A 19659-nucleotide genomic window follows, 5' to 3' on the forward strand; every position below is an offset into this window, starting at 1 on the left:
TATTTTTTAATAAGCGTGGTTGTTTTAAAAACCAGGTTAAAAGCGAGCGGATTGTCAAATAAATTCTAACTATATTTTTTTGCCTGTCTGGATCACATAATCCAGATATTTTCCCTGTATGTTAATTGCAGTCATGCTTCACACCGTCGTTAAAAAGGAAGACAGATGAAAATCAGTCGGGAAACACTCCACCAGCTAATCGAGAATAAACTCTGCCAGGCTGGGTTAAAACGTGAGCACGCTGCAACCGTGGCTGAAGTATTGGTTTACGCCGATGCCAGAGGGATCCACTCTCATGGCGCGGTGCGCGTGGAATACTACGCGGAACGCATTTCAAAAGGCGGCACCAACCGTGAACCGGAATTTCGTCTTGAAGAAACCGGGCCGTGTTCGGCAATTTTACATGCCGACAATGCTGCCGGACAGGTCGCGGCGAAAATGGGTATGGAACATGCCATCAAAACCGCCCAGCAAAATGGCGTTGCGGTGGTCGGTATCAGCCGGATGGGTCACAGCGGCGCAATCTCTTATTTTGTGCAGCAGGCAGCCCGCGCAGGGTTAATTGGCATTTCGATGTGCCAGTCCGATCCAATGGTGGTGCCGTTTGGCGGCGCGGAAATTTACTACGGAACTAACCCACTGGCCTTTGCCGCGCCGGGAGAAGGCGACGAGATCCTTACCTTTGATATGGCGACTACCGTACAGGCATGGGGAAAAGTGCTCGACGCCCGCTCGCGTAATATGTCTATCCCGGATACCTGGGCGGTCGATAAAAACGGAGCACCAACAACCGATCCATTTGCAGTTAACGCCCTGCTCCCTGCCGCCGGACCGAAAGGGTATGGCCTGATGATGATGATTGACGTCCTCTCAGGCGTCTTACTCGGCTTACCGTTCGGGCGACAGGTTAGTTCGATGTATGACGATTTACACGCCGGGCGTAATTTGGGGCAATTACATATCGTTATTAACCCGAACTTTTTCTCCTCCAGCGAACTATTCCGTCAACATCTTAGCCAGACCATGCGCGAATTAAATGCCATAACCCCCGCGCCCGGTTTTAACCAGGTTTATTATCCCGGACAGGATCAGGATATTAAACAACGCAAAGCCGCCGTCGAAGGCATCGAAATTGTTGATGATATTTACCAGTATTTAATTTCCGACGCGCTTTATAACACGTCATACGAAACGAAAAATCCCTTTGCGCAATAATTATTGAGACAGGACTTTCTTATGATTACACATTTTCGTCAAGCCATAGAAGAAACGCTGCCCTGGCTTTCCTCTTTTGGCGCTGACCCAACGGGTGGTATGACCCGTTTACTTTATTCGCCGGAATGGCTGGAAACTCAGCAGCAATTTAAAAAAAGAATGGCAGCAAGCGGGCTGGAAACACGTTTCGATGAAGTGGGGAATTTATATGGTCGCCTGAGTGGCACCGAATATCCACAGGAAGTGGTTCTGAGCGGTTCGCATATCGATACCGTGGTTAACGGCGGTAACCTCGACGGGCAATTCGGCGCGCTGGCGGCGTGGCTGGCAATTGACTGGCTGAAAACGCAATACGGCGCGCCGTTACGTACGGTCGAAGTGGTGGCGATGGCAGAAGAAGAAGGCAGCCGCTTCCCGTATGTCTTCTGGGGCAGTAAAAATATCTTTGGGCTGGCGAATCCTGACGACGTGCGGAATATCTGTGATGCCAAAGGAAATAGTTTTGTCGATGCGATGAAGGCTTGCGGATTTACTCTGCCGAACGCCCCACTAACTCCGCGTCAGGATATTAAAGCCTTTGTCGAACTGCATATCGAACAGGGCTGTGTGCTGGAAAGTAATGGGCAGTCAATTGGCGTGGTGAATGCAATTGTCGGGCAGCGTCGTTATACGGTGACGCTGAACGGCGAATCAAACCATGCAGGCACCACGCCGATGGGTTATCGTCGTGATACGGTTTACGCTTTCAGTCGCATTTGCCATCAGTCGATCGAAAAAGCGAAAAAGATGGGCGACCCGCTGGTGCTGACCTTTGGCAAGGTGGAGCCGCGCCCGAATACGGTGAATGTGGTGCCGGGTAAAACCACGTTCACCATTGATTGTCGTCATACCGACGCCGCCGTGCTGCGTGATTTCACCCAACAGTTAGAAAACGACATGCGGGCGATTTGCGATGAAATGGACATTGGTATTGATATCGATTTATGGATGGACGAAGAACCCGTGCCGATGAATAAGGACCTGGTCGCCACCCTGACAGAATTGTGTGAAAGTGAAAAACTGAATTACCGGGTGATGCACAGTGGTGCCGGGCACGACGCGCAAATTTTCGCGCCTCGCGTGCCGACCTGCATGATTTTCATTCCCAGCATCAACGGGATCAGCCATAACCCGGCGGAACGCACCAATATTACCGACCTTGCCGAAGGGGTCAAAACGTTGGCACTCATGCTTTATCAACTTGCCTGGCAGAAATAAGGAGTCATAAATGGGATATTTAAATAACGTCACCGGTTACCGCGATGATTTACTGGCTAACCGTGCGATTGTGAAACACGGTAATTTCGCACTGTTAACACCAGACGGTCTGGTAAAAAATATTATTCCGGGCTTTGAAAATTGTGACGCGACAATCCTCTCCACGCCAAAGCTGGGTGCCTCTTTTGTTGATTATCTGGTCACACTGCATCAAAACGGTGGCAACCAACAGGGCTTCGGTGGCGAAGGCATTGAAACGTTCCTGTATGTGATCTCTGGAAATATCACTGCCAAAGCCGAAGGCAAAACATTTTCCTTAAGCGAAGGTGGCTATCTTTATTGCCCGCCAGGCTCCTTAATGACGTTTGTTAACGCCCAGGCCGAAGACAGCCAAATCTTTTTATATAAGCGCCGCTATGTTCCGGTAGAAGGCCATGCACCGTGGCTGGTTTCTGGCAATGCCAGCGAACTGGAACGCATTCACTATGAAGGTATGGATGATGTGATCCTGCTGGATTTTCTGCCCAAAGAGTTAGGTTTTGATATGAACATGCATATCCTCTCTTTTGCACCAGGTGCCAGCCACGGTTATATCGAAACACACGTTCAGGAACACGGTGCCTATATTCTTTCCGGTCAGGGGGTTTATAACCTCGACAATAACTGGATCCCGGTGAAAAAAGGCGATTACATCTTTATGGGTGCATATTCCTTACAAGCTGGTTATGGCGTAGGGCGTGGTGAAGCGTTCAGCTATATTTACTCGAAAGATTGTAACCGCGACGTAGAGATTTAAGTCATACCACTCGCCTGATTATTTTTAGCTATGTTGGATTTTGCCACGGTTTATACCGTGGCTTTTTTTGTAACATTGCCTGATGCGCTTCGCTTATCAGGCCTACATGATCTCTGCAATATATAGAATTTGCGCGATTTTCAGGAAGGATATAGTACTCATGCCGCATCCGGCATGAGCACTGCGCTCTTATACGAAATAAATAGCATCCGCTTTAAAGGCAAGAGTCAGTTTTTAATTCCCTGACCTATTTTAATGGCGCAGGCAATATTTCGCGCGCTGTTGAAGAGATTGATTTCACCGCTGGCGAGCACTTCGGCTAAAGGTGCCAGACGTGGCAAAATGCTGAATACCGCATCAATGCCGTACTGGTGCACCACTTCCACGCCATCACCCAATACGCCAGCAATCCCAATTACCGGTACATTAAACTGCTTCGCCACCGACGCCACACCCAGCGGCGCTTTACCGCCTGCCGTTTGCGAGTCGATGCGCCCTTCCCCGGTGATCACCAGTGCTGCGCCCTGCACTGCCTGCGCAAGATTGACCGCATTCAACACAATTTCAATGCCCGGTTTAATATCCGCATTGAGAAATACCGCCGCCGCAATACCCATACCGCCCGCAGCGCCGCCGCCCGCCATCTGGCAGACATTAATTTCAGTTTGCTGTTGTAAAACACGGGCGTAATTTTGCAGCCCCTGTTCAAGTTCTTCGACCATCTCCGGCGTTGCCCCTTTTTGCGGGCCAAACACCGCCGCCGCGCCGCGTGCCCCTACCAGCGGGTTATCAACGTCACATGCTACTTCAATATGGCAGTTCGCCAGACGCGGATCGCATTCATCCATTTCAATGCTTGCCACGCGCGCTAAATTGCCGCCGTTAGCCGCCAGCACCTGGCCGTCGGCATCAAGGAAACGCACACCAAGCGCCTGCGCCATGCCCATACCGCCGTCGACCGTCGCACTGCCGCCAATGCCGAGAATAATATGGCGAATGCCGTTATCCAGCGCATGACGAATTAACTCCCCCGTACCAAAACTGGAGGCCAGCAACGGATTACGCTTTTCAGGCGCGACCAGCATCAGGCCACTTGCTGCCGCCATCTCAATCACCGCTGTTTTCCCGTCGCCGGTAAGGCCATAAAAAGCATTCACTTTTTCGCCCATCGGCCCGCAGACTTCAAGCGTCACGATGTTACCACCCGTCGCGGCGACCATCGCATCCACCGTCCCTTCGCCGCCATCCGCTATCGGCAAACAGATATAGTTCGCATCGGGAAAGAGGGTCGAAAACCCGGCTTTAATTGCCTGACAACATTTTTCTGCACTTAAGCTCTCTTTAAAAGAGTCTGGCGCAATGACAATCTTCATTATCAATCCTTTTTCAACAAATTATTCGATGCGTTCCCACGGAATAAGGTTATCCATAAGAACAGCCAGTAAGATCCCGACCAATAAGCCGTTACTGAGCAGAGGACGCAGCGTTAATGGAAGGTCTTGCAGATACACAGGCGGTAATGCCATTAAAAATATGCCGACAAATAACGGCAATGCGAGTCGATAAATATTGCGAGCGGTAAACGTTATTTGCTGGCTAAACACCAGCGCGGAAAAGAGTAAAGGCAGATAAGAAACCAGCATAACCGCGCTACTCACGGGTAAAGGGATACTGCAAAACAGTCGTGTGAGTGCCGGAACCAGTGCCACCAGCAGGCAAATAACGCTGCCATAAATAAACGAACGCCGCGTGTAATCGCCAGTCTGGGTTAATAAACCAATGGATGAAACAAACGGTGAAAATGGAATTACCGCCAGCGGTACGGTTATCAGCGTCATAAATCCGGTCGCCACAAAGCTACGACGATAACGCGTATTCCCCGCGCCCTGCTGCGGATAAAAAACATCCGTGCCCCGAATCGCACCGTAGGTATTGCTGATATTTACCAGACCTGTAATCACCGCCGTCAGAATAATCCCCGGCGACAAAGCACCGCCACTGCCGAGCGGGAACCACTGCCAGTGCAACTCACCGGAGAGCGAATGCGAAGAAGGAAAGCAAAAGTACCACAACAACCAGCCGGTTATGGTACCGACCAGCAGGCCATAACGGGCAAAACGTTGCGGCAGAAAGATAATCATCGCCAGTACCAGGCACATCACCGCCACCGAAAGCGCGAACGGCGGTAACTGAATTTTAAAATTCGGGTCGGCTATGCCAAACGGCAGCCCGAGCATACCTTTGAAAAAGATAGTGGTGAGCTGCGCGCCCAGCATCAACATAAACAAGACCATCACCGACGGCGTAAATAACCGTGCCAGACGATGACCTAATCCGCTAAAACCAATCAACATCGTCAACACGCCAGAGAGCGCAATTCCCACCGCCAGGCTGGTAGCGATATCGTTGATCGGTGTCCCGCGCGATGCTTCGCCAAGGGTGATAGTAAGGATGGTTCCCCACCACAGGCCACCCGGCCCTTCCATAATAGCGCGACGATGACCGCAGAACGCCTGAGCGAAGCAGGCCAGTGCGGTAGCAAGAAAAGCATATTGCGTGAGCGTAAGCAGGCTACTTTGCGGCAACTGAAAAGCAGAAAGTAGCGTAGGAGGAACCACAACCGTGTTGCAAAAAATAAAGAAAAACCACTGAAATCCTGATAACAGGCTTTCGCGGCTGACTGCAAAATTGAACATAAACACACCTTAACCGGAGAATGCCCGCCGCAAGGACGGGCATTGCAGGGGCCAGATTACTGCTGATGTTTAAGGATAAATTGACCTTTCGGCGCAACAGGGAAGCCCTGTTCGATGTCGTAAATCACATCACCACGTAAGATGGTTTTCGTGATACGCGCGCCAATGGTACGGCCAACATACGGGCTGACTTTGTGGCGATATTCCAGATCGTCATTGGTAAGAACATAGCTGCTATTCGGCTGAATGAAGACGAAGTCGGCATCTTTTCCTGGGGCGATACGGCCTTTTTGCTGCAGACCGAAAATATCTGCTGCGTTAGTCGCCATTAATTTGCCGAACATCGGCAGAGACATACCGCGTTTCTGTACCGCTTCATCGAACATCACGTCCATACAGTTTTGCAGACCGGCAATACCGCCCCATGCTTCCATGATGTTGCCGGCTTTCATTTCCGGAGGGCATGGTGAGTGGTCGGAAACCAGGCAGTCGATTTCACCGTTAAACAGTTTTTCCCACATGCCTTTCTGGTTTTCCAGATCGCGGATCGGCGGTGAACACTTCGCCAGAGTACCGATTTCTTCGAACTGATCGGTATCCAGTACAAAGTAATGCGGGCAGGATTCACAAGTAACGTCCTGACCTTCCTGACGTGCACGAGTCACTTCTTCAACGCCTTCCGGGCTGCTGATATGGCAAACGTGCAGACGGCAACCGGCAACTTTCGCCAGATACAGCACGCGGCGAATCGCTTCCACTTCGGTAAATACCGGACGCGAAGCCACATAGTCATGGGCAGTTACGCGACCTTCACGTTTCGCTTCTTCGCCCAGTGCGTCACAGATCAGCGCGTTTTCGCAGTGCACCAGCACCGGCTGCCCCAGTTCGCCCAGCTTCTGCGCACCTTTGAAGAACTGCCAGTCGTTTACATCACGGAAGTCGTTGTCGATACCGCGATCGCCACAGGTCGCAACGAAGCATTTGAAGCCGACAACGCCCACTTCATCCAGCTCATGCAGACGGTCGATGTTGTAAGACACCAGGCCACCGAGTTGTGCCGCATCGATAGTCAGCTTGCCTTTAGCGGCATCGAACTTCAGTTCAATTGAAGCGCGGTCAACCGTTGCAGGCAGCTGGTTGAGCGGCATTTCGATCATGGTGGTGATACCACCTTTTGCCGCTGCGCGAGTACCGGTTTCATAACCTTCCCAGTGGCTACGACCCGGTTCAGAAATATGGGTGTGCGCATCAACCATGCCCGGCGAAACCACCAGACCAGACGCATCCATCACTTCTTTTGCATCACCCAGATCCTGACCGATAGCAGCAATTTTTCCGCCTTTAACGGCGATATCTACAACGCGAGCTTCGTTTTCTAAAATAACAGTGCCGTTTTTAATGATTAAATCAAAAGACATAACAAACTCCTTGTAAAATACAGATTGGTTTTTAACTCAATGTTCAATATCGGGATTAATTAACCTGTGACTTTTTGTTCTCCTGTTTTTTCTGCTGCTGTACGTTTTTTTAATAACGCGTAGGCAGCGAATGCGACAATAACGCCGACAAACCATGAAACGCGTGATAAAGGCTCCATGAACGGAATAAATTTACCACCGAGAGATAAAATAACGGCCACCAGAGTTACTGAAAACGCGGTGAGGTTAAAGCCGTTATCGTAATATTTGAAATCACCTGCTGCGGTATACAGTTCGTCAAGATTAATTTGTCCACGCATCACCACAAAATAATGCGCCATCATGACACCAATTACCGGACCCAGCATCCCACCGATGATATCGAGGAACAGATAAATACTGTCCTGATTTTCCATTAATTTCCACGGGCAGATCAGCAAACTGATAATACTGGCAATCAGTACGCCGTTTTTATAGGTCAGTTTTGTCGGTGCAATGGCGGCAATCTGATAACCAGCCGGAATAATATTACCGGTGGCGTTAGTGGAAATGGTCGTCATCAGAATAACCAGTACCGCAAAGAACGAGGCAAACAGGCTGTCCCAACGCTGAACAATATCCAGCACGTTCCAGGTATCAGCGCCGTAGTGAATACTGGCTCCGGCAATAATACATACCCCGGCGACCGCAAACAGAATATAAGCTACGACCAAACCCAGCGTTTGCCCAAGTGCCTGCTCACGAAACGAGTGAGCATTTTGCGTAAAGTCGGATGCGCTAACCGCCGGTGCTGCCCAGACCGCAACCACTGCGTTAATCACCACCAGGAACAGGAAGCCACCGTTTTCTGCTTTCTGAATACCGCTCGGGATGTAGTCAAAGATTGGACCGATCCCGACCAGCGAAATCGCCCAAATCGCCATACCGCCGAAAACGATATAGATGCACGGGTTAAGAATGGCAGTGAATTTATTTAAAACTTTGCCGCCGCCAAAACCAATACCAACGTTAACCAGCCAGAAGAGTAAGAAAGTAATTAAGCCCGGTAGAGAAAGCCCTAACAGGGTAAAATCACCACCGAGAGTTAAAAATCCCGGCCAGATTTTGCCAATCAGAATCAAGCAGGCCAGTGACCCCGCGTAACATTGCAGGCCAAACCACATAATGGCAGCAATACCGCCTCTTAATAATCCGGGAAACAGTGCGCCACGTACGCCGTAAGAAGCACGCAGGATCATGGCAAACGGTACGCCGTATTTACTGCCCGCAGCGCCGTTTAATACCATTACCGCGGCAATGAAAAAGGCGCTGAGGATAATTGCCAGCATAATACTAAAGGTAGACAAGCCGAGAATAAAAAAGCCGCCGACCATCACATAATTGGGAACGTTATGAACCGAACCCATCCATAAGGTAAAATAGTTAAATGTTTTCCAGGTCCGCTGGCTTTGCGTTTTCGGCAATAGATCTTCGCTATAGCCGCGTTGCTGGAATAGTTTTCTCTGATGTTCCATAAATCCCTCTTAATTTCACGTATCGAATAACGTTGTTTTAATCTAGCTATGAGGAACAAATAAAATAAAAATATTATTTTTAATACTGAAGCAACATCTTTGGCTGCTTTCTTTTTTTAATATTGCTGGCCGATTCATTTTCTGATATCGGCCATTTTTATTGCGGGTATCAGGCCAGTTTATGGTTAGCCATTAATTCCAGCGCCTGCACTAACGCAGAGTGATCCAACTGGCTGCCACCGTTTGCCGCACAGGTATTAAATAACTCCTGGCAGGTCGCAGTGTTTGGCAGGTTCAGCGCCAGTGCTTTCGCACTTTGCAGTGCCAGGTTGAGATCTTTCTGGTGCAGCGCAATTTTGAAACCTGGATTAAAGGTGCGTTTAATCATACGCTCGCCATGAACTTCCAGAATACGTGAGGAAGCAAAGCCGCCCATCAGCGCCTGGCGCACACGTACCGGGTCCGCACCGGCTTTTGAAGCAAATAGCAGGGCTTCAGAAACCGCTTCAATATTGAGCGCCACAATAATCTGATTTGCCACTTTGCAGGTTTGACCGTCGCCGTTACCGCCGACGAGGGTGATATTTTTACCGAGCAGTTCAAACAGCGGTTTAACACGTTCAAATACCGCTTCATCACCGCCAACCATAATCGACAACGTCCCTTCACGCGCACCGATTTCACCGCCGGAGACTGGCGCATCGAGATAATCGCCGCCCAGTTCATTCACCTGACGAGCGAAACGCTTAGTTTCAATCGGGGAAATGGAGCTCATATCAACAATGGTTTTGCCCTTCAGCGAGGCTTTGGTACAACCATTTTCACCAAACAGAACTTCTTCAACCTGTGGTGTGTCCGGCACCATAATAAAAATGATGTCCGCTGCTTCCGTTACCTGGCGCGCAGTTTCAACACTGACGGCACCCAGTGACAGTAATTCATCAGCAACCGGACCAATGGTTGTGACATGCAGTTGATGACCGGCTCGCGCCAGATTAATGGCCATCGGTGTACCCATAATGCCTAAGCCAATAAATCCCAGTTTCATAATTAACCTCTTTTAAATTTCGCTTTTCCTGAATTCAGACAACACGATCCCCTGCCAACTTAGCGGCCTAAAAAAGCATTGTCTGAATAGCGTTACGTTTTAACGGTACGGATCCATCCAGCGTAAACCGGCTTCCGTGGTGGTTTGGGGTTTATATTCACACCCAACCCAACCGTTGTAGTCAGAATTTTCGATTACCGTAAAGAGATAATCATAATTAATTTCTCCGGTTCCCGGTTCGCCGCGATGCGGATTATCAGCAATTTGCAGGTGACCAATTTTATCGGCCCACTGAGTCATGGTATTAGTTAATTCACCTTCCATCCGCTGCATGTGATAAATGTCATACTGAATTTTCAAATTGCAGCAACCAACATCGTCAATCAGTTTCAGTGCCTGGCGAGTTCCGGTGAGATGGAAACCAGGAATATCAAAATGGTTGATAGGTTCAATCAGTAATAAAATATCTTCTTTCATCAGCATATTCGCGGCATAACGCAGGTTTTCTACAAGCGTTGTGTGAATCTGTTCACTGCTGAAACCAGCCGGCGTTTTACCGACCAGACAGTTAATTTTTTTATTACCCAGCGCACGAGCATAACGAATCGCTGCTGCTACGCCATCCCGAAACTCTTCTTCACGACCAGGAATACAAGCAATACCCCGCTCGCCCGCCGCCCAGTCACCTGCCGGTAAATTGTGCAACGTATGTTCGAGTTTATTACTCGCCAGCACCTGTTTTAATTCTTCAATGTCATAGTCATAAGGGAACATAAATTCAACGCCGCGAAAACCACACTGCGCAGCTTTCTCAAAACGGGCGAGAAAATCATATTCACCAAATAACATCGATAAATTAGCAGAGAAACGTAACATTATTTATCTCCCTTATTCATAGTGCATGAAGCAGGTTTCAGTCGGTGCGTCCACTGCGTTATCGGCGATATCTTCAAATTCCATGACGTTATCCAGTTCGCTGCCCATCGAAATATTGGTCACACGCTCGAGAATAACTTCCACGACTACCGGTACCCGATATTGCGCCATTAAGGCTTTCGCCTGTTCAAAGGCTGGTGCAATATCTTCCGGTTTGAAGACCCGAATCGCTTTACAACCTAAACCTTCCGCTACTTTTACGTGGTCGACGCCGTACCCGTTCACTTCACTGGAGTTAATATTTTCGAACGCGAGCTGTACGCAGTAATCCATATCAAACGCGCGCTGCGACTGGCGAATCAGACCCAGATAGGCGTTATTGACCAGTACATGGATGTACGGAATGTTGAACTGTGCGCCAACGGCTAATTCTTCAATCAGAAACTGGAAGTCGAAGTCACCGGAAATCGCCACCACTTTGCGCTCTGGATCAGCGGCACAAACCCCCAGCGCCGCCGGAATGGTCCAGCCCAGCGGGCCTGCCTGCCCACAGTTGATCCAGTGGCGGTCTTTAAAGACATGCAGCATTTGTGCCGCAGCGATTTGTGACAGGCCAATGGTGGTGACATAACAAACATCGCGACCAAAGGCTTTGTTCATCTCTTCATACACGCGCTGCGGTTTCACCGGCACGTTGTCGAAGTGGGTTTTGCGCAGCAAAGTGCGTTTGCGCTGCTGGCAGTCGGCGACCCATTCTTTACGACACGGCAGACGACCCGCTTTTTGCATCTCCTGCGCCACTTCAACCAGCAGCGTCAGCGCCGCTTTAGCATCAGAGACAATGCCGAGATCCGGACACAGCACGCGGCCAATTTGCGTCGGCTCAATATCGATATGAACGATTTTGCGCCCTTCGGTGTATTTCTCTACCGAACCGGTATGACGGTTCGCAAAACGGTTACCGATACCAAACACCATGTCGGACGCCAGTAGCGTTGCGTTACCGTAACGATGCGCGGTTTGCAGACCCACCATCCCGGCCATCAGTTCATGATCGTCGGGAATACAGCCCCAGCCCATCAGCGTTGGGATCACCGGAACGCTGGTCAGTTCAGCAAACTGTTGTAACAGTGCAGCAGCGTCAGCATTGATTACCCCGCCCCCGGCAACAATCACCGGACGTTCGGCCTGAATTAACATTTCTACCGCTTTTTCGATCTGCATACGGCTGGCAGCAGGTTTGTAGACCGGCAGCGGTTCGTACATGTCAGGATCAAACTCGATTTCCGCAACCTGAACGTCGAACGGTAAATCCACCAGTACCGGACCCGGGCGACCAGAACGCATCAGGTGAAACGCCTGTTGCAGCACACGAGGCACCAGCGCCGCTTCACGAACTGTAACCGCCATTTTGCTGACCGGTTTAGCAATTGCTTCAATATCAACGGCCTGGAAATCTTCTTTATGCAGACGGGCGCGCGGAGCCTGGCCGGTAATACACAGAATAGGAATGGAATCAGCAGAAGCGGAATAGAGCGCGGTGATCATGTCCGTGCCCGCAGGACCGGAAGTCCCCAGACATACGCCGATATTCCCTGCCGTTGCGCGGGTATAACCTTCCGCCATGTGCGAAGCACCTTCCACATGACGCGCCAGAATGTGACGAATACCGCCGTGCTTACGCATCGCTGAATAGAACGGATTGATTGCTGCTCCCGGAACGCCGAAGGCGGTGGTGATACCTTCTTTCTCCAGCACATACATTGCCGCGTCAACGGCTCTCATTTTTGCCATTTTATTCCTACCTCTATAAATTGGAAAAATTTTCCAACTTTCAAATTTTGTCAAAAAAACCCGCTCCGCAGAGCGGGATGCGACAGACACTATGGATGTGCTTTCAGTCCCAACGCCGTGCTGATATCGCGGGCGGTGTCTCTGACCAGCTCACCCTGACTGACAAAACGATCTTCTGTCAGTCTTGATGAAGGCCCGGAGATGGAGATAGCGGCAACAACACTACCTACATCATCGTAAATTGCTGAAGCTATGCAATTCAGGCCGACAACATGCTCTTCTTTATCTACGGTATAGCCCAGTTCACGCGCTTGTTCCAGGTCCTTCAGCAAGGTGGGCATATCCACAAGCGTCGTTGGCGTAAACTGCTGCAAACCGGTTTGCAGAATGATGCTCATCAACTCTTCTTCCGCCAGCGGATAAAGCAGCGCCTTGCCCGCACCGGAAGCATGCAGCGGCAGACGACTGCCCAGCGGCGCACACATCCTGACCATCGATTTACACTCTAACTGACCAATTAATACTGCTTCATTGCCGTTACGAATAGCGACATTGACCGTTTCGCCGGAAAGTAACATCAGGCGGCGCATAAACGGCCCGGCGACGGAGAGGACATCGCGGTTATGGATGTACGCCGCACCGACGTTAAAGACACCTAATCCTATATGCCACCAGCCTAACTGACTGTCCTGATAGACAAAATCCGCTGCCTGTAAAACCTTCAGCAAGCGAAAGGTCGTGGAGAGCGGCAAATCCAGATTGAGAGAAATATCGCTAACCGACGAACTTCCCCCACTTTTTTCCAGATATTGCAGAATCGCAATTCCCCGCTCTAACGCCTGTGCGCCCTTCTGTGCCACAGGCTCCGCCTGTCCTGGCCTGCCGCGCCGTCTAACTTCCGTCATACCTACGTTAACTCCGACCTACAAGTGAGCATAAACAATGAACAATTAGTTTATCTTATGCAAGTCGGTTGCAGGCGTCACGCAAAACAGAGTTCCTGTTCAGGAATACTTTCAACATCACAGTTGTCACTGCCGCCGCGATCGATGGTCAGAAAATCGGTGACGCGCTGCCAGGCGAAAAGTGGGTGATGCCAGACGTTACGATGGTAATTCACCCCCTGTTCACCGTTGGTGATAAACGCCCGCAGCGTTGACAGGTCTGGTTTGTCGTCACCTAACGCCACGACCACCACAAACACTTCACCTTTCATCGGGATAAAGGCCTGAGTGCCCAGCGGATGACGTTCGAGTTCGTGAATGGTCAGCGGCAGATTCGCCGGTTGCGCGCGGTTAATGCTGATGAGCGTACGGTCTTGCTCAAGAATCTCAACCAGCGCCAAATCGTGGTAACGCTCTACCAGGCCATTGTTAATATGGAAAAAATCCCGTTGCTGCGTTTCGATTACATCGCCATAAGCACTAAAGGCTTCCTGACTTAACGGTAATACCTGAAGTTTCATCTTTTTGTCCTTGTAACATAATTCCGTTCAACCAGCGCCGACCGGTCAGCTTGGTTTCAATAACAGGCAATCTAAAACCTTAAGGGAACAACATCAACACAAAAGTTGGAATATTTTTCCAAAACTAGATTTAGTCCACAAATTGAACAGGGTTATCATGTAAAAATACTGATAAATCAGAGGATAAGAAAATCACGCAACTTGCGGATTTAAAAGGGGATACCTGAAGATGTTCGATCCAGAAACCTTGCGGACTTTCATTGCGGTTGCTGAAACAGGAAGTTTTTCAAAATCGGCAGAACGATTATGTAAAACCACGGCGACAATCAGTTATCGCATTAAACTTCTGGAAGAGAATACCGGAGTAGCGCTGTTTTTCCGCACGACTCGCAGCGTGACATTGACAGCGGCTGGCGAGCATCTACTTTCCCAGGCCAGAGACTGGCTGAGCTGGCTGGAAAGTATGCCCAGCGAGCTGCAACAGGTGAATGATGGCGTGGAACGCCAGGTGAATATTGTCATCAACAACCTGCTCTACAACCCCCAGGCCGTCGCCCAGTTGCTGGCGTGGCTGAATGAACGTTACCCCTTTACCCAGTTTCACATCTCCCGACAAATCTATATGGGCGTCTGGGATTCGCTATTATACGAAGGTTTTTCACTGGCTATCGGCGTCACGGGAACCGAGGCGCTGGCAAATACCTTTAGTCTTGATCCCTTAGGATCGGTGCAATGGCGCTTTGTCATGGCGGCGGATCATCCGCTGGCGAACGTTGAAGAGCCGCTAACAGAAGCGCAGTTGCGGCGCTTTCCGGCGGTCAATATTGAAGACAGCGCCCGCACACTAACCAAACGCGTCGCCTGGCGATTGCCGGGGCAAAAAGAGATTATTGTTCCCGATATGGAAACGAAAATCGCCGCCCATCTGGCGGGCGTTGGCATTGGTTTTTTGCCAAAATCACTTTGCCAGTCAATGATCGATAATCAACAACTGGTCAGCCGGGTAATCCCAACGATGCGCCCTCCTTCGCCATTGAGTCTGGCATGGCGCAAATTTGGCAGCGGCAAAGCGGTAGAAGATATTGTGACCTTGTTTACCCAGCGCAGGCCGGAAATCAGCGGATTTTTAGAAATTTTCGGCAACCCACGCAGTTAAAAATCAAGTTTCCTTGCGCGTTGGCGCGTAAAATAGCGCGCAAGCTGATTTGAGGTTCACTTTTAACTATGCAAGAGAGACACACGGAACAGGACTATCGTGCCTTGCTGATTGCTGATACGCCCATTATTGATGTTCGCGCCCCTATCGAGTTTGAGCAAGGCGCAATGCCTGCCGCTATCAACCTGCCGTTAATGAATAACGATGAACGCGCCGCCGTTGGCACCTGTTATAAACAGCAAGGGTCAGACGCGGCGCTGGCGCTGGGTCATAAACTGGTGGCGGGTGAAATTCGTCAGCAGCGTATGGACGCCTGGCGGGCAGCGTGCCTGCAAAATCCGCAAGGTATTCTCTGCTGCGCCCGTGGCGGTCAACGTTCACATATTGTGCAACGCTGGTTGCATGAAGCGGGGATTGATTATCCGCTGGTAGACGGCGGTTATAAGGCACTGCGCCAGACCGCGATTCAGGCGACCATTGAACTGTCACAAAAACCGATAGTGCTGATTGGCGGTTGTACTGGCAGCGGTAAAACGCTGTTAGTGCAGCAACAGCCGAACGGTGTTGATCTGGAAGGGTTGGCGCGCCATCGCGGTTCGGCGTTTGGTCGCACGTTACAACCACAACTTAGCCAGGCGAGTTTTGAAAATCTGCTGGCTGCCGAAATGCTAAAAACCGACGCCCGTCAGGATTTGCACCTGTGGGTGCTGGAAGATGAAAGCCGGATGATCGGTTCGAATCACCTGCCGGAATGTCTGCGCGAGCGAATGACTCAGGCGGCGATTGCGGTGGTAGAAGATCCGTTTGAGATCCGTCTTGAACGCCTGAACGAAGAGTATTTCCTGCGTATGCATCATGATTTTACCCATGCGTACGGCGACGAACAGGGCTGGCAGGAGTATTGCGAATACCTGCATCACGGACTTTCGGCGATTAAGCGTCGGCTGGGGCTACAGCGCTATAACGAACTGGCTGCACGTCTGGATGCGGCGCTGGCAACGCAACTCACCACTGGCAGCACCGACGGTCATCTGGCCTGGCTGGTGCCGTTACTTAAAGAATATTACGACCCAATGTATCGCTATCAGCTTGAGAAAAAAGCGGAAAAAGTTGTCTTTCGCGGTGAGTGGGCGGAAGTGGCGGAATGGGTTAAGACGCAGTGATGAGGGACGTATTTGTATTAGTCGCGACTTGATCTGACACATGGCCTTGAAAGGTTGAGAGTTACCGGTTTTGATATGAGTGTCGAATCCTTATCCAAAACAAGAGGTAACTCTCATGCTTCATACTGCCAATCCCGTCATCAAACACAAAGCCGGTTTGCTCAATCTGGCTGAAGAACTCAGCAACGTATCAAAAGCCTGTAAAATCATGGGCGTTTCGCGTGAAACGTTTTATCGTTACCGCGAACTGGCCGCTGAAGGCGGTGTGGATGCGCAGATTAATCGTAGTCGCCGCGCTCCTAACCTTAAGAACCGTACCGATGAGGCAACTGAACAGGCTGTTGTTGATTACACCGTCGCTTTCCCGACACATGGTCAGCACCGGGCCAGCAACGAGCTGCGTAAACAGGGGGTTTTTATCTCCGACAGTGGTGTCCGTTCTGTCTGGTTACTCCATAACCTTGAGAATCTCAAAAGACGATACTGAACAAATTTTATCAGGTGACGTTCCGTAAAAAGTTGTATGGAGTTCTCGATGCAGTCGGCGCGACTATCAGTACCCCCGCTGAACCCTGGACTATCGGGCCGCCGTACTGGGGCATGTCACCCTGGCGTGCCGCTGGTTTTCCGCTAATGGTTTATTTCCTCTTTCTTTCCCGGCGAGAATTTATTTTAATCCGGAAGGATTATTTATTTTCAGATAGGGACTCACATTAAACACGAAACATTTTAATTAATGCATGGCTGAATATGTATTACACAATGTCAGATATCGTAAAAGACCAGTGCAATTCTATGTAAACTCTCTGACTGTTCATTTTATTTGTTGTTTCAGGGTCGGAACTCACCCTCAATAAACAACTGAATACGAGTAGATATTCATCGTCTGAGCTATATGGCTTTACACAATAGCCGACATGTCTTTTCTCAGTCAGGGATTTTACTTTTCCTCACTACGAAGTTGACGACTTCGATATGGGATAGACTCTTAATTCAAGCAATTACTCTGCACAAGCATCAGGCAATCCAGCTCCAATATTTGTTATAAAATAATGCGTAACATTAATTTCACCAACAAAAAAAAGGTTTACGCTATCCCCTTGCCCTGGTATTTTACCATATTTACACCACACTTTTTTTGTATCTGGATCATTCTCTGATACGATTTTCGCCACTTGTTCCCTGGCCCTCACCGTCAATGTTTTCTTAAACCTCCCCCCATCATCGATTGTTAGGGAAAAATAAGAAAAAAAATAATCATCTTCTACATTTGTGGATATTGATATATCCACCGCTACATGCGGAAAAAAATCTGGGAGCCATGTAAAAACCCATCACTTTCTGGTATTGCCATATAGTTTATGTAATGCTTACTTACAAGAGATTCATCTTTGTGTAAATAAAGATAAGTAGTCACGCATAAAAAAACAACGATTATAATAGCAAAAATAAATATTACCATCTTTGAGATGTTACTTGAGATAGCCAGCATCTTGTAAAGCCTTTATCGTTTTTTTATGCTCTGGATTAATATAATCAATACATCTATTTGAGCAATCTTGTGTTAATGGACATGTCAACCCATGTTCATTTACAGCCAAGTCTTTTTTATTATCTTCAATCATCTCAGAATGGGATAACTTTACTTTTCTGCCGTACATACCGAACATATTTAACCCGTAATCTCTAATCTCTTTTTCATAACCCAGCCCTTTCGCTGATCGGCTAACACCAGCGTCATTTAATTTAGACACTCGACAAAATGCCATACAATGGAAAAATTGATCAGTCCCACCTAAATTTAATCTCTTCATATCATCATAAGTATCAGATAATATATCCCATGCTCTTTGATGGTTTAGTTGTTCTTTTTTTCGCATTAACGCTACATCTGCAGGACTTAACCCTAATGGATCAATACCATTCACCGGATTCAGCGGATACGCATACAGACTCCATCCCCCCGCCAGCCCAATCGGGTCCTGAGTAATATATCGTCCCAGCAACGGATTGTAGTACCGGTTCCGGTTATAATACAGCCCTGACTCCTCATCGTGTTGCTGCCCTGGCAGACGGTACGGCTGGTGCAGGTGATGCGGGTTTTCCTCATTCAGCAGGTTTCCCCACTCATCATACTCCCCGCTCCACGCCGTATTGCCGTCTTCGCTGATGAGCGCCAGCGGCAGCCCCCGGTGGTCACAGTGATAAAGATGAATTTTTCGCTCAGGTAAATAAACCGGCTCTATCTGTGCCGCCAGCCGCTCCACCGTCAGCCCGCACTGTGCCAGCCACTGGCGGCTTTCACTGCTCACGCGGTCTGCCCGGATTTCCCCCTCCAGCCTGTCCAGCAGCCGCACCAGTTCAGCCGGGAACACCACGCCGTGTCCGTCCTCGCTCCCTTCCTGCTGGAGCTTCTCCGCCAGGCTCCGCCGCTGCGTTTTCTCCCGCTCGCCGTTGTCTGTTTCGATGCGGATGAGCGGTGTGAAGCTTCCCGGCTCGTATACCGTCTGGATACGTGTGCTGTCGGTCTGCACCGTCGTCAGGTGGTCGCCGTCCCAGCCGTACCACGTCACCTCCGGTTTACGCGACAGCGACATCCACCCCGTCAGGTCACGCTCCCGCCGCCATACCCGTTTCGCCATTCGCCGTCCCAGCGGGTCGTAGAGGTAGCGGCTCTCGACCAGTGGCTCGCCATGCTGTATCCGCGTGTAGAACACCAGGCGGTGCTGGCTGTCGTAGTGGTAGTGGTGGGTCCGCTCGTCGTCCGTCCGTATCACACCCGCCGGGATGCGGTCCGTCTTCTCCGTCAGCCTGCCGTATTCATCGTGGCGGTAGACATAGTGCGCATCCTCCGCGATGCGGTTATCCGGCCACACTGTGAGTGTACTGTCCGGGTGCAGCTCCGGGTCCGGCAGCCGGTTGCCCGCCGGGTCCGTGGCATACGGGATGCGGATGTCCAGGTCCGGTGCGAGAGTGCGCACACTCGCCAGCCTGCCCGTGGCGCTGTAGCCGTATTCCCGCGTCTGTCGCGGGCCGCTGATGCGCACCAGGTCGCCGTTGTCATTCCACCCGTAGTCACGGTCATACACCAGGCTGTTCAGGTGCTGGCTCTGTAACTGACCTGCGGGGGTGTATGTGCTGGTCAGTTCGTATGCGGCATTACTGCCTGCCATGCTGCCGAAGCTGCGCACCGTCTCCCGGTGCAGCCTGTCCCGCGTATACTCGACCCGCGGCGTCCCGCCCAGCTTCATGCCCGCCAGG

Annotated in this window: 15 protein-coding genes and 3 pseudogenes; 6 read left to right on the forward strand and 12 right to left on the reverse strand. The window is 50.2% G+C overall.

Going from position 1 to position 19659, the window contains the following annotated elements; genetic code table 11:
- Positions 1–165 precede the first annotated feature (165 nt).
- From allD to allE, 3 genes are read left to right on the forward strand one after another with little or no spacing between them, the layout of a single operon-like run.
- A complete protein-coding gene (gene allD / locus ACJHX3_RS13855; protein ID WP_000703918.1) occupies positions 166–1215 on the forward strand; it encodes an ureidoglycolate dehydrogenase in 1050 nt (349 codons plus the stop codon).
- Positions 1216–1236: 21 nt separating this feature from the next.
- Positions 1237–2472 carry an allantoate deiminase gene (gene allC / locus ACJHX3_RS13860; RefSeq protein WP_089560048.1) on the forward strand — a complete coding sequence of 412 codons (1236 nt, stop codon included), beginning with the start codon at positions 1237–1239 and terminating at the stop codon, positions 2470–2472.
- Between the two features lie 10 nt (positions 2473–2482).
- Positions 2483–3268: a (S)-ureidoglycine aminohydrolase gene (allE, locus tag ACJHX3_RS13865; protein WP_032345509.1), complete on the forward strand. Its 786-nt coding sequence runs from the start codon at positions 2483–2485 to the stop codon at positions 3266–3268.
- A 227-nt stretch (positions 3269–3495) separates the two neighbouring features.
- On the opposite strand, the gene glxK is transcribed toward allE, so the two are convergent.
- The 9 genes from glxK to allA all read right to left on the reverse strand — a co-directional run bounded on the left by glxK (position 3496) and on the right by allA (position 14079).
- Positions 3496–4641, reverse strand: a complete 1146-nt coding sequence (gene glxK / locus ACJHX3_RS13870; protein WP_001550755.1) for a glycerate 3-kinase — start codon at positions 4639–4641, stop codon at positions 3496–3498.
- Between the two features lie 21 nt (positions 4642–4662).
- Positions 4663–5964 (reverse strand): uracil/xanthine transporter, encoded by a 1302-nt coding sequence (locus tag ACJHX3_RS13875; protein WP_001302767.1) that lies wholly within the window; start codon positions 5962–5964, stop codon positions 4663–4665.
- A gap of 56 nt (positions 5965–6020) precedes the next feature.
- Entirely contained in the window at positions 6021–7382 is a 1362-nt protein-coding gene (gene allB, locus ACJHX3_RS13880) for an allantoinase AllB (RefSeq protein WP_000006887.1), read from the reverse strand.
- A 59-nt stretch (positions 7383–7441) separates the two neighbouring features.
- The gene (locus tag ACJHX3_RS13885; protein WP_001599505.1) at positions 7442–8896 is read right to left on the reverse strand and encodes an allantoin transporter; all 1455 of its coding nucleotides are present in this window, start codon (positions 8894–8896) and stop codon (positions 7442–7444) included.
- 169 nt (positions 8897–9065) lie between these two features.
- Positions 9066–9944 (reverse strand): 2-hydroxy-3-oxopropionate reductase, encoded by an 879-nt coding sequence (gene glxR, locus ACJHX3_RS13890; RefSeq protein ID WP_000765832.1) that lies wholly within the window; start codon positions 9942–9944, stop codon positions 9066–9068.
- Between the two features lie 99 nt (positions 9945–10043).
- Entirely contained in the window at positions 10044–10820 is a 777-nt protein-coding gene (gene hyi / locus ACJHX3_RS13895; protein ID WP_001599503.1) for a hydroxypyruvate isomerase, read from the reverse strand.
- A 12-nt stretch (positions 10821–10832) separates the two neighbouring features.
- Entirely contained in the window at positions 10833–12614 is a 1782-nt protein-coding gene (gene gcl / locus ACJHX3_RS13900; RefSeq protein WP_001305518.1) for a glyoxylate carboligase, read from the reverse strand.
- Positions 12615–12703: 89 nt separating this feature from the next.
- A complete protein-coding gene (allR, locus tag ACJHX3_RS13905; RefSeq protein WP_000141275.1) occupies positions 12704–13519 on the reverse strand; it encodes an HTH-type transcriptional repressor AllR in 816 nt (271 codons plus the stop codon).
- 77 nt (positions 13520–13596) lie between these two features.
- Positions 13597–14079: an ureidoglycolate lyase gene (gene allA, locus ACJHX3_RS13910; RefSeq protein ID WP_000776388.1), complete on the reverse strand. Its 483-nt coding sequence runs from the start codon at positions 14077–14079 to the stop codon at positions 13597–13599.
- A gap of 229 nt (positions 14080–14308) precedes the next feature.
- On the opposite strand from allA, the gene allS reads away from it, so the two are divergent.
- The 3 genes and pseudogenes from allS to ACJHX3_RS13925 form a co-directional block, all read left to right on the forward strand.
- A complete protein-coding gene (allS, locus tag ACJHX3_RS13915; protein ID WP_024043896.1) occupies positions 14309–15235 on the forward strand; it encodes an HTH-type transcriptional activator AllS in 927 nt (308 codons plus the stop codon).
- Between the two features lie 68 nt (positions 15236–15303).
- Entirely contained in the window at positions 15304–16398 is a 1095-nt protein-coding gene (gene mnmH, locus ACJHX3_RS13920; protein WP_024216227.1) for a tRNA 2-selenouridine(34) synthase MnmH, read from the forward strand.
- Between the two features lie 115 nt (positions 16399–16513).
- Positions 16514–16879: pseudogene (locus ACJHX3_RS13925) on the forward strand (helix-turn-helix domain-containing protein); the annotation flags it as partial.
- A gap of 58 nt (positions 16880–16937) precedes the next feature.
- Here ACJHX3_RS13925 and ACJHX3_RS13930 read toward each other — a convergent pair.
- The 3 genes and pseudogenes from ACJHX3_RS13930 to ACJHX3_RS13940 form a co-directional block, all read right to left on the reverse strand.
- Positions 16938–17033, reverse strand: a pseudogene (locus ACJHX3_RS13930) (hypothetical protein); the annotation flags it as partial.
- A gap of 603 nt (positions 17034–17636) precedes the next feature.
- Positions 17637–17890, reverse strand: a pseudogene (locus tag ACJHX3_RS13935) (hypothetical protein); the annotation flags it as partial.
- Positions 17871–19659: RHS repeat-associated core domain-containing protein (locus ACJHX3_RS13940; protein ID WP_410236156.1), on the reverse strand; the 1789-nt coding region annotated here is incomplete at its 5' end. The gene ACJHX3_RS13940 and the pseudogene ACJHX3_RS13935, both read right to left, overlap by 20 nt.

This window comes from Escherichia sp. WS1265, from assembly GCF_046487585.1.
GTDB lineage: Bacteria > Pseudomonadota > Gammaproteobacteria > Enterobacterales > Enterobacteriaceae > Escherichia > Escherichia coli.

What these genes read in the sequence shown, in the direction of transcription:
- allD (WP_000703918.1), top strand. Translation starts at nt 166, where the DNA reads ATGAAAATCAGTCGGGAAACACTCCACCAGCTAATCGAGAATAAACTC.
- allC (WP_089560048.1), top strand. Translation starts at nt 1,237, where the DNA reads ATGATTACACATTTTCGTCAAGCCATAGAAGAAACGCTGCCCTGGCTT.
- allE (WP_032345509.1), top strand. Translation starts at nt 2,483, where the DNA reads ATGGGATATTTAAATAACGTCACCGGTTACCGCGATGATTTACTGGCT.
- glxK (WP_001550755.1), bottom strand. Translation starts at nt 4,641, where the DNA reads ATGAAGATTGTCATTGCGCCAGACTCTTTTAAAGAGAGCTTAAGTGCA.
- ACJHX3_RS13875 (WP_001302767.1), bottom strand. Translation starts at nt 5,964, where the DNA reads ATGTTCAATTTTGCAGTCAGCCGCGAAAGCCTGTTATCAGGATTTCAG.
- allB (WP_000006887.1), bottom strand. Translation starts at nt 7,382, where the DNA reads ATGTCTTTTGATTTAATCATTAAAAACGGCACTGTTATTTTAGAAAAC.
- ACJHX3_RS13885 (WP_001599505.1), bottom strand. Translation starts at nt 8,896, where the DNA reads ATGGAACATCAGAGAAAACTATTCCAGCAACGCGGCTATAGCGAAGAT.
- glxR (WP_000765832.1), bottom strand. Translation starts at nt 9,944, where the DNA reads ATGAAACTGGGATTTATTGGCTTAGGCATTATGGGTACACCGATGGCC.
- hyi (WP_001599503.1), bottom strand. Translation starts at nt 10,820, where the DNA reads ATGTTACGTTTCTCTGCTAATTTATCGATGTTATTTGGTGAATATGAT.
- gcl (WP_001305518.1), bottom strand. Translation starts at nt 12,614, where the DNA reads ATGGCAAAAATGAGAGCCGTTGACGCGGCAATGTATGTGCTGGAGAAA.
- allR (WP_000141275.1), bottom strand. Translation starts at nt 13,519, where the DNA reads ATGACGGAAGTTAGACGGCGCGGCAGGCCAGGACAGGCGGAGCCTGTG.
- allA (WP_000776388.1), bottom strand. Translation starts at nt 14,079, where the DNA reads ATGAAACTTCAGGTATTACCGTTAAGTCAGGAAGCCTTTAGTGCTTAT.
- allS (WP_024043896.1), top strand. Translation starts at nt 14,309, where the DNA reads ATGTTCGATCCAGAAACCTTGCGGACTTTCATTGCGGTTGCTGAAACA.
- mnmH (WP_024216227.1), top strand. Translation starts at nt 15,304, where the DNA reads ATGCAAGAGAGACACACGGAACAGGACTATCGTGCCTTGCTGATTGCT.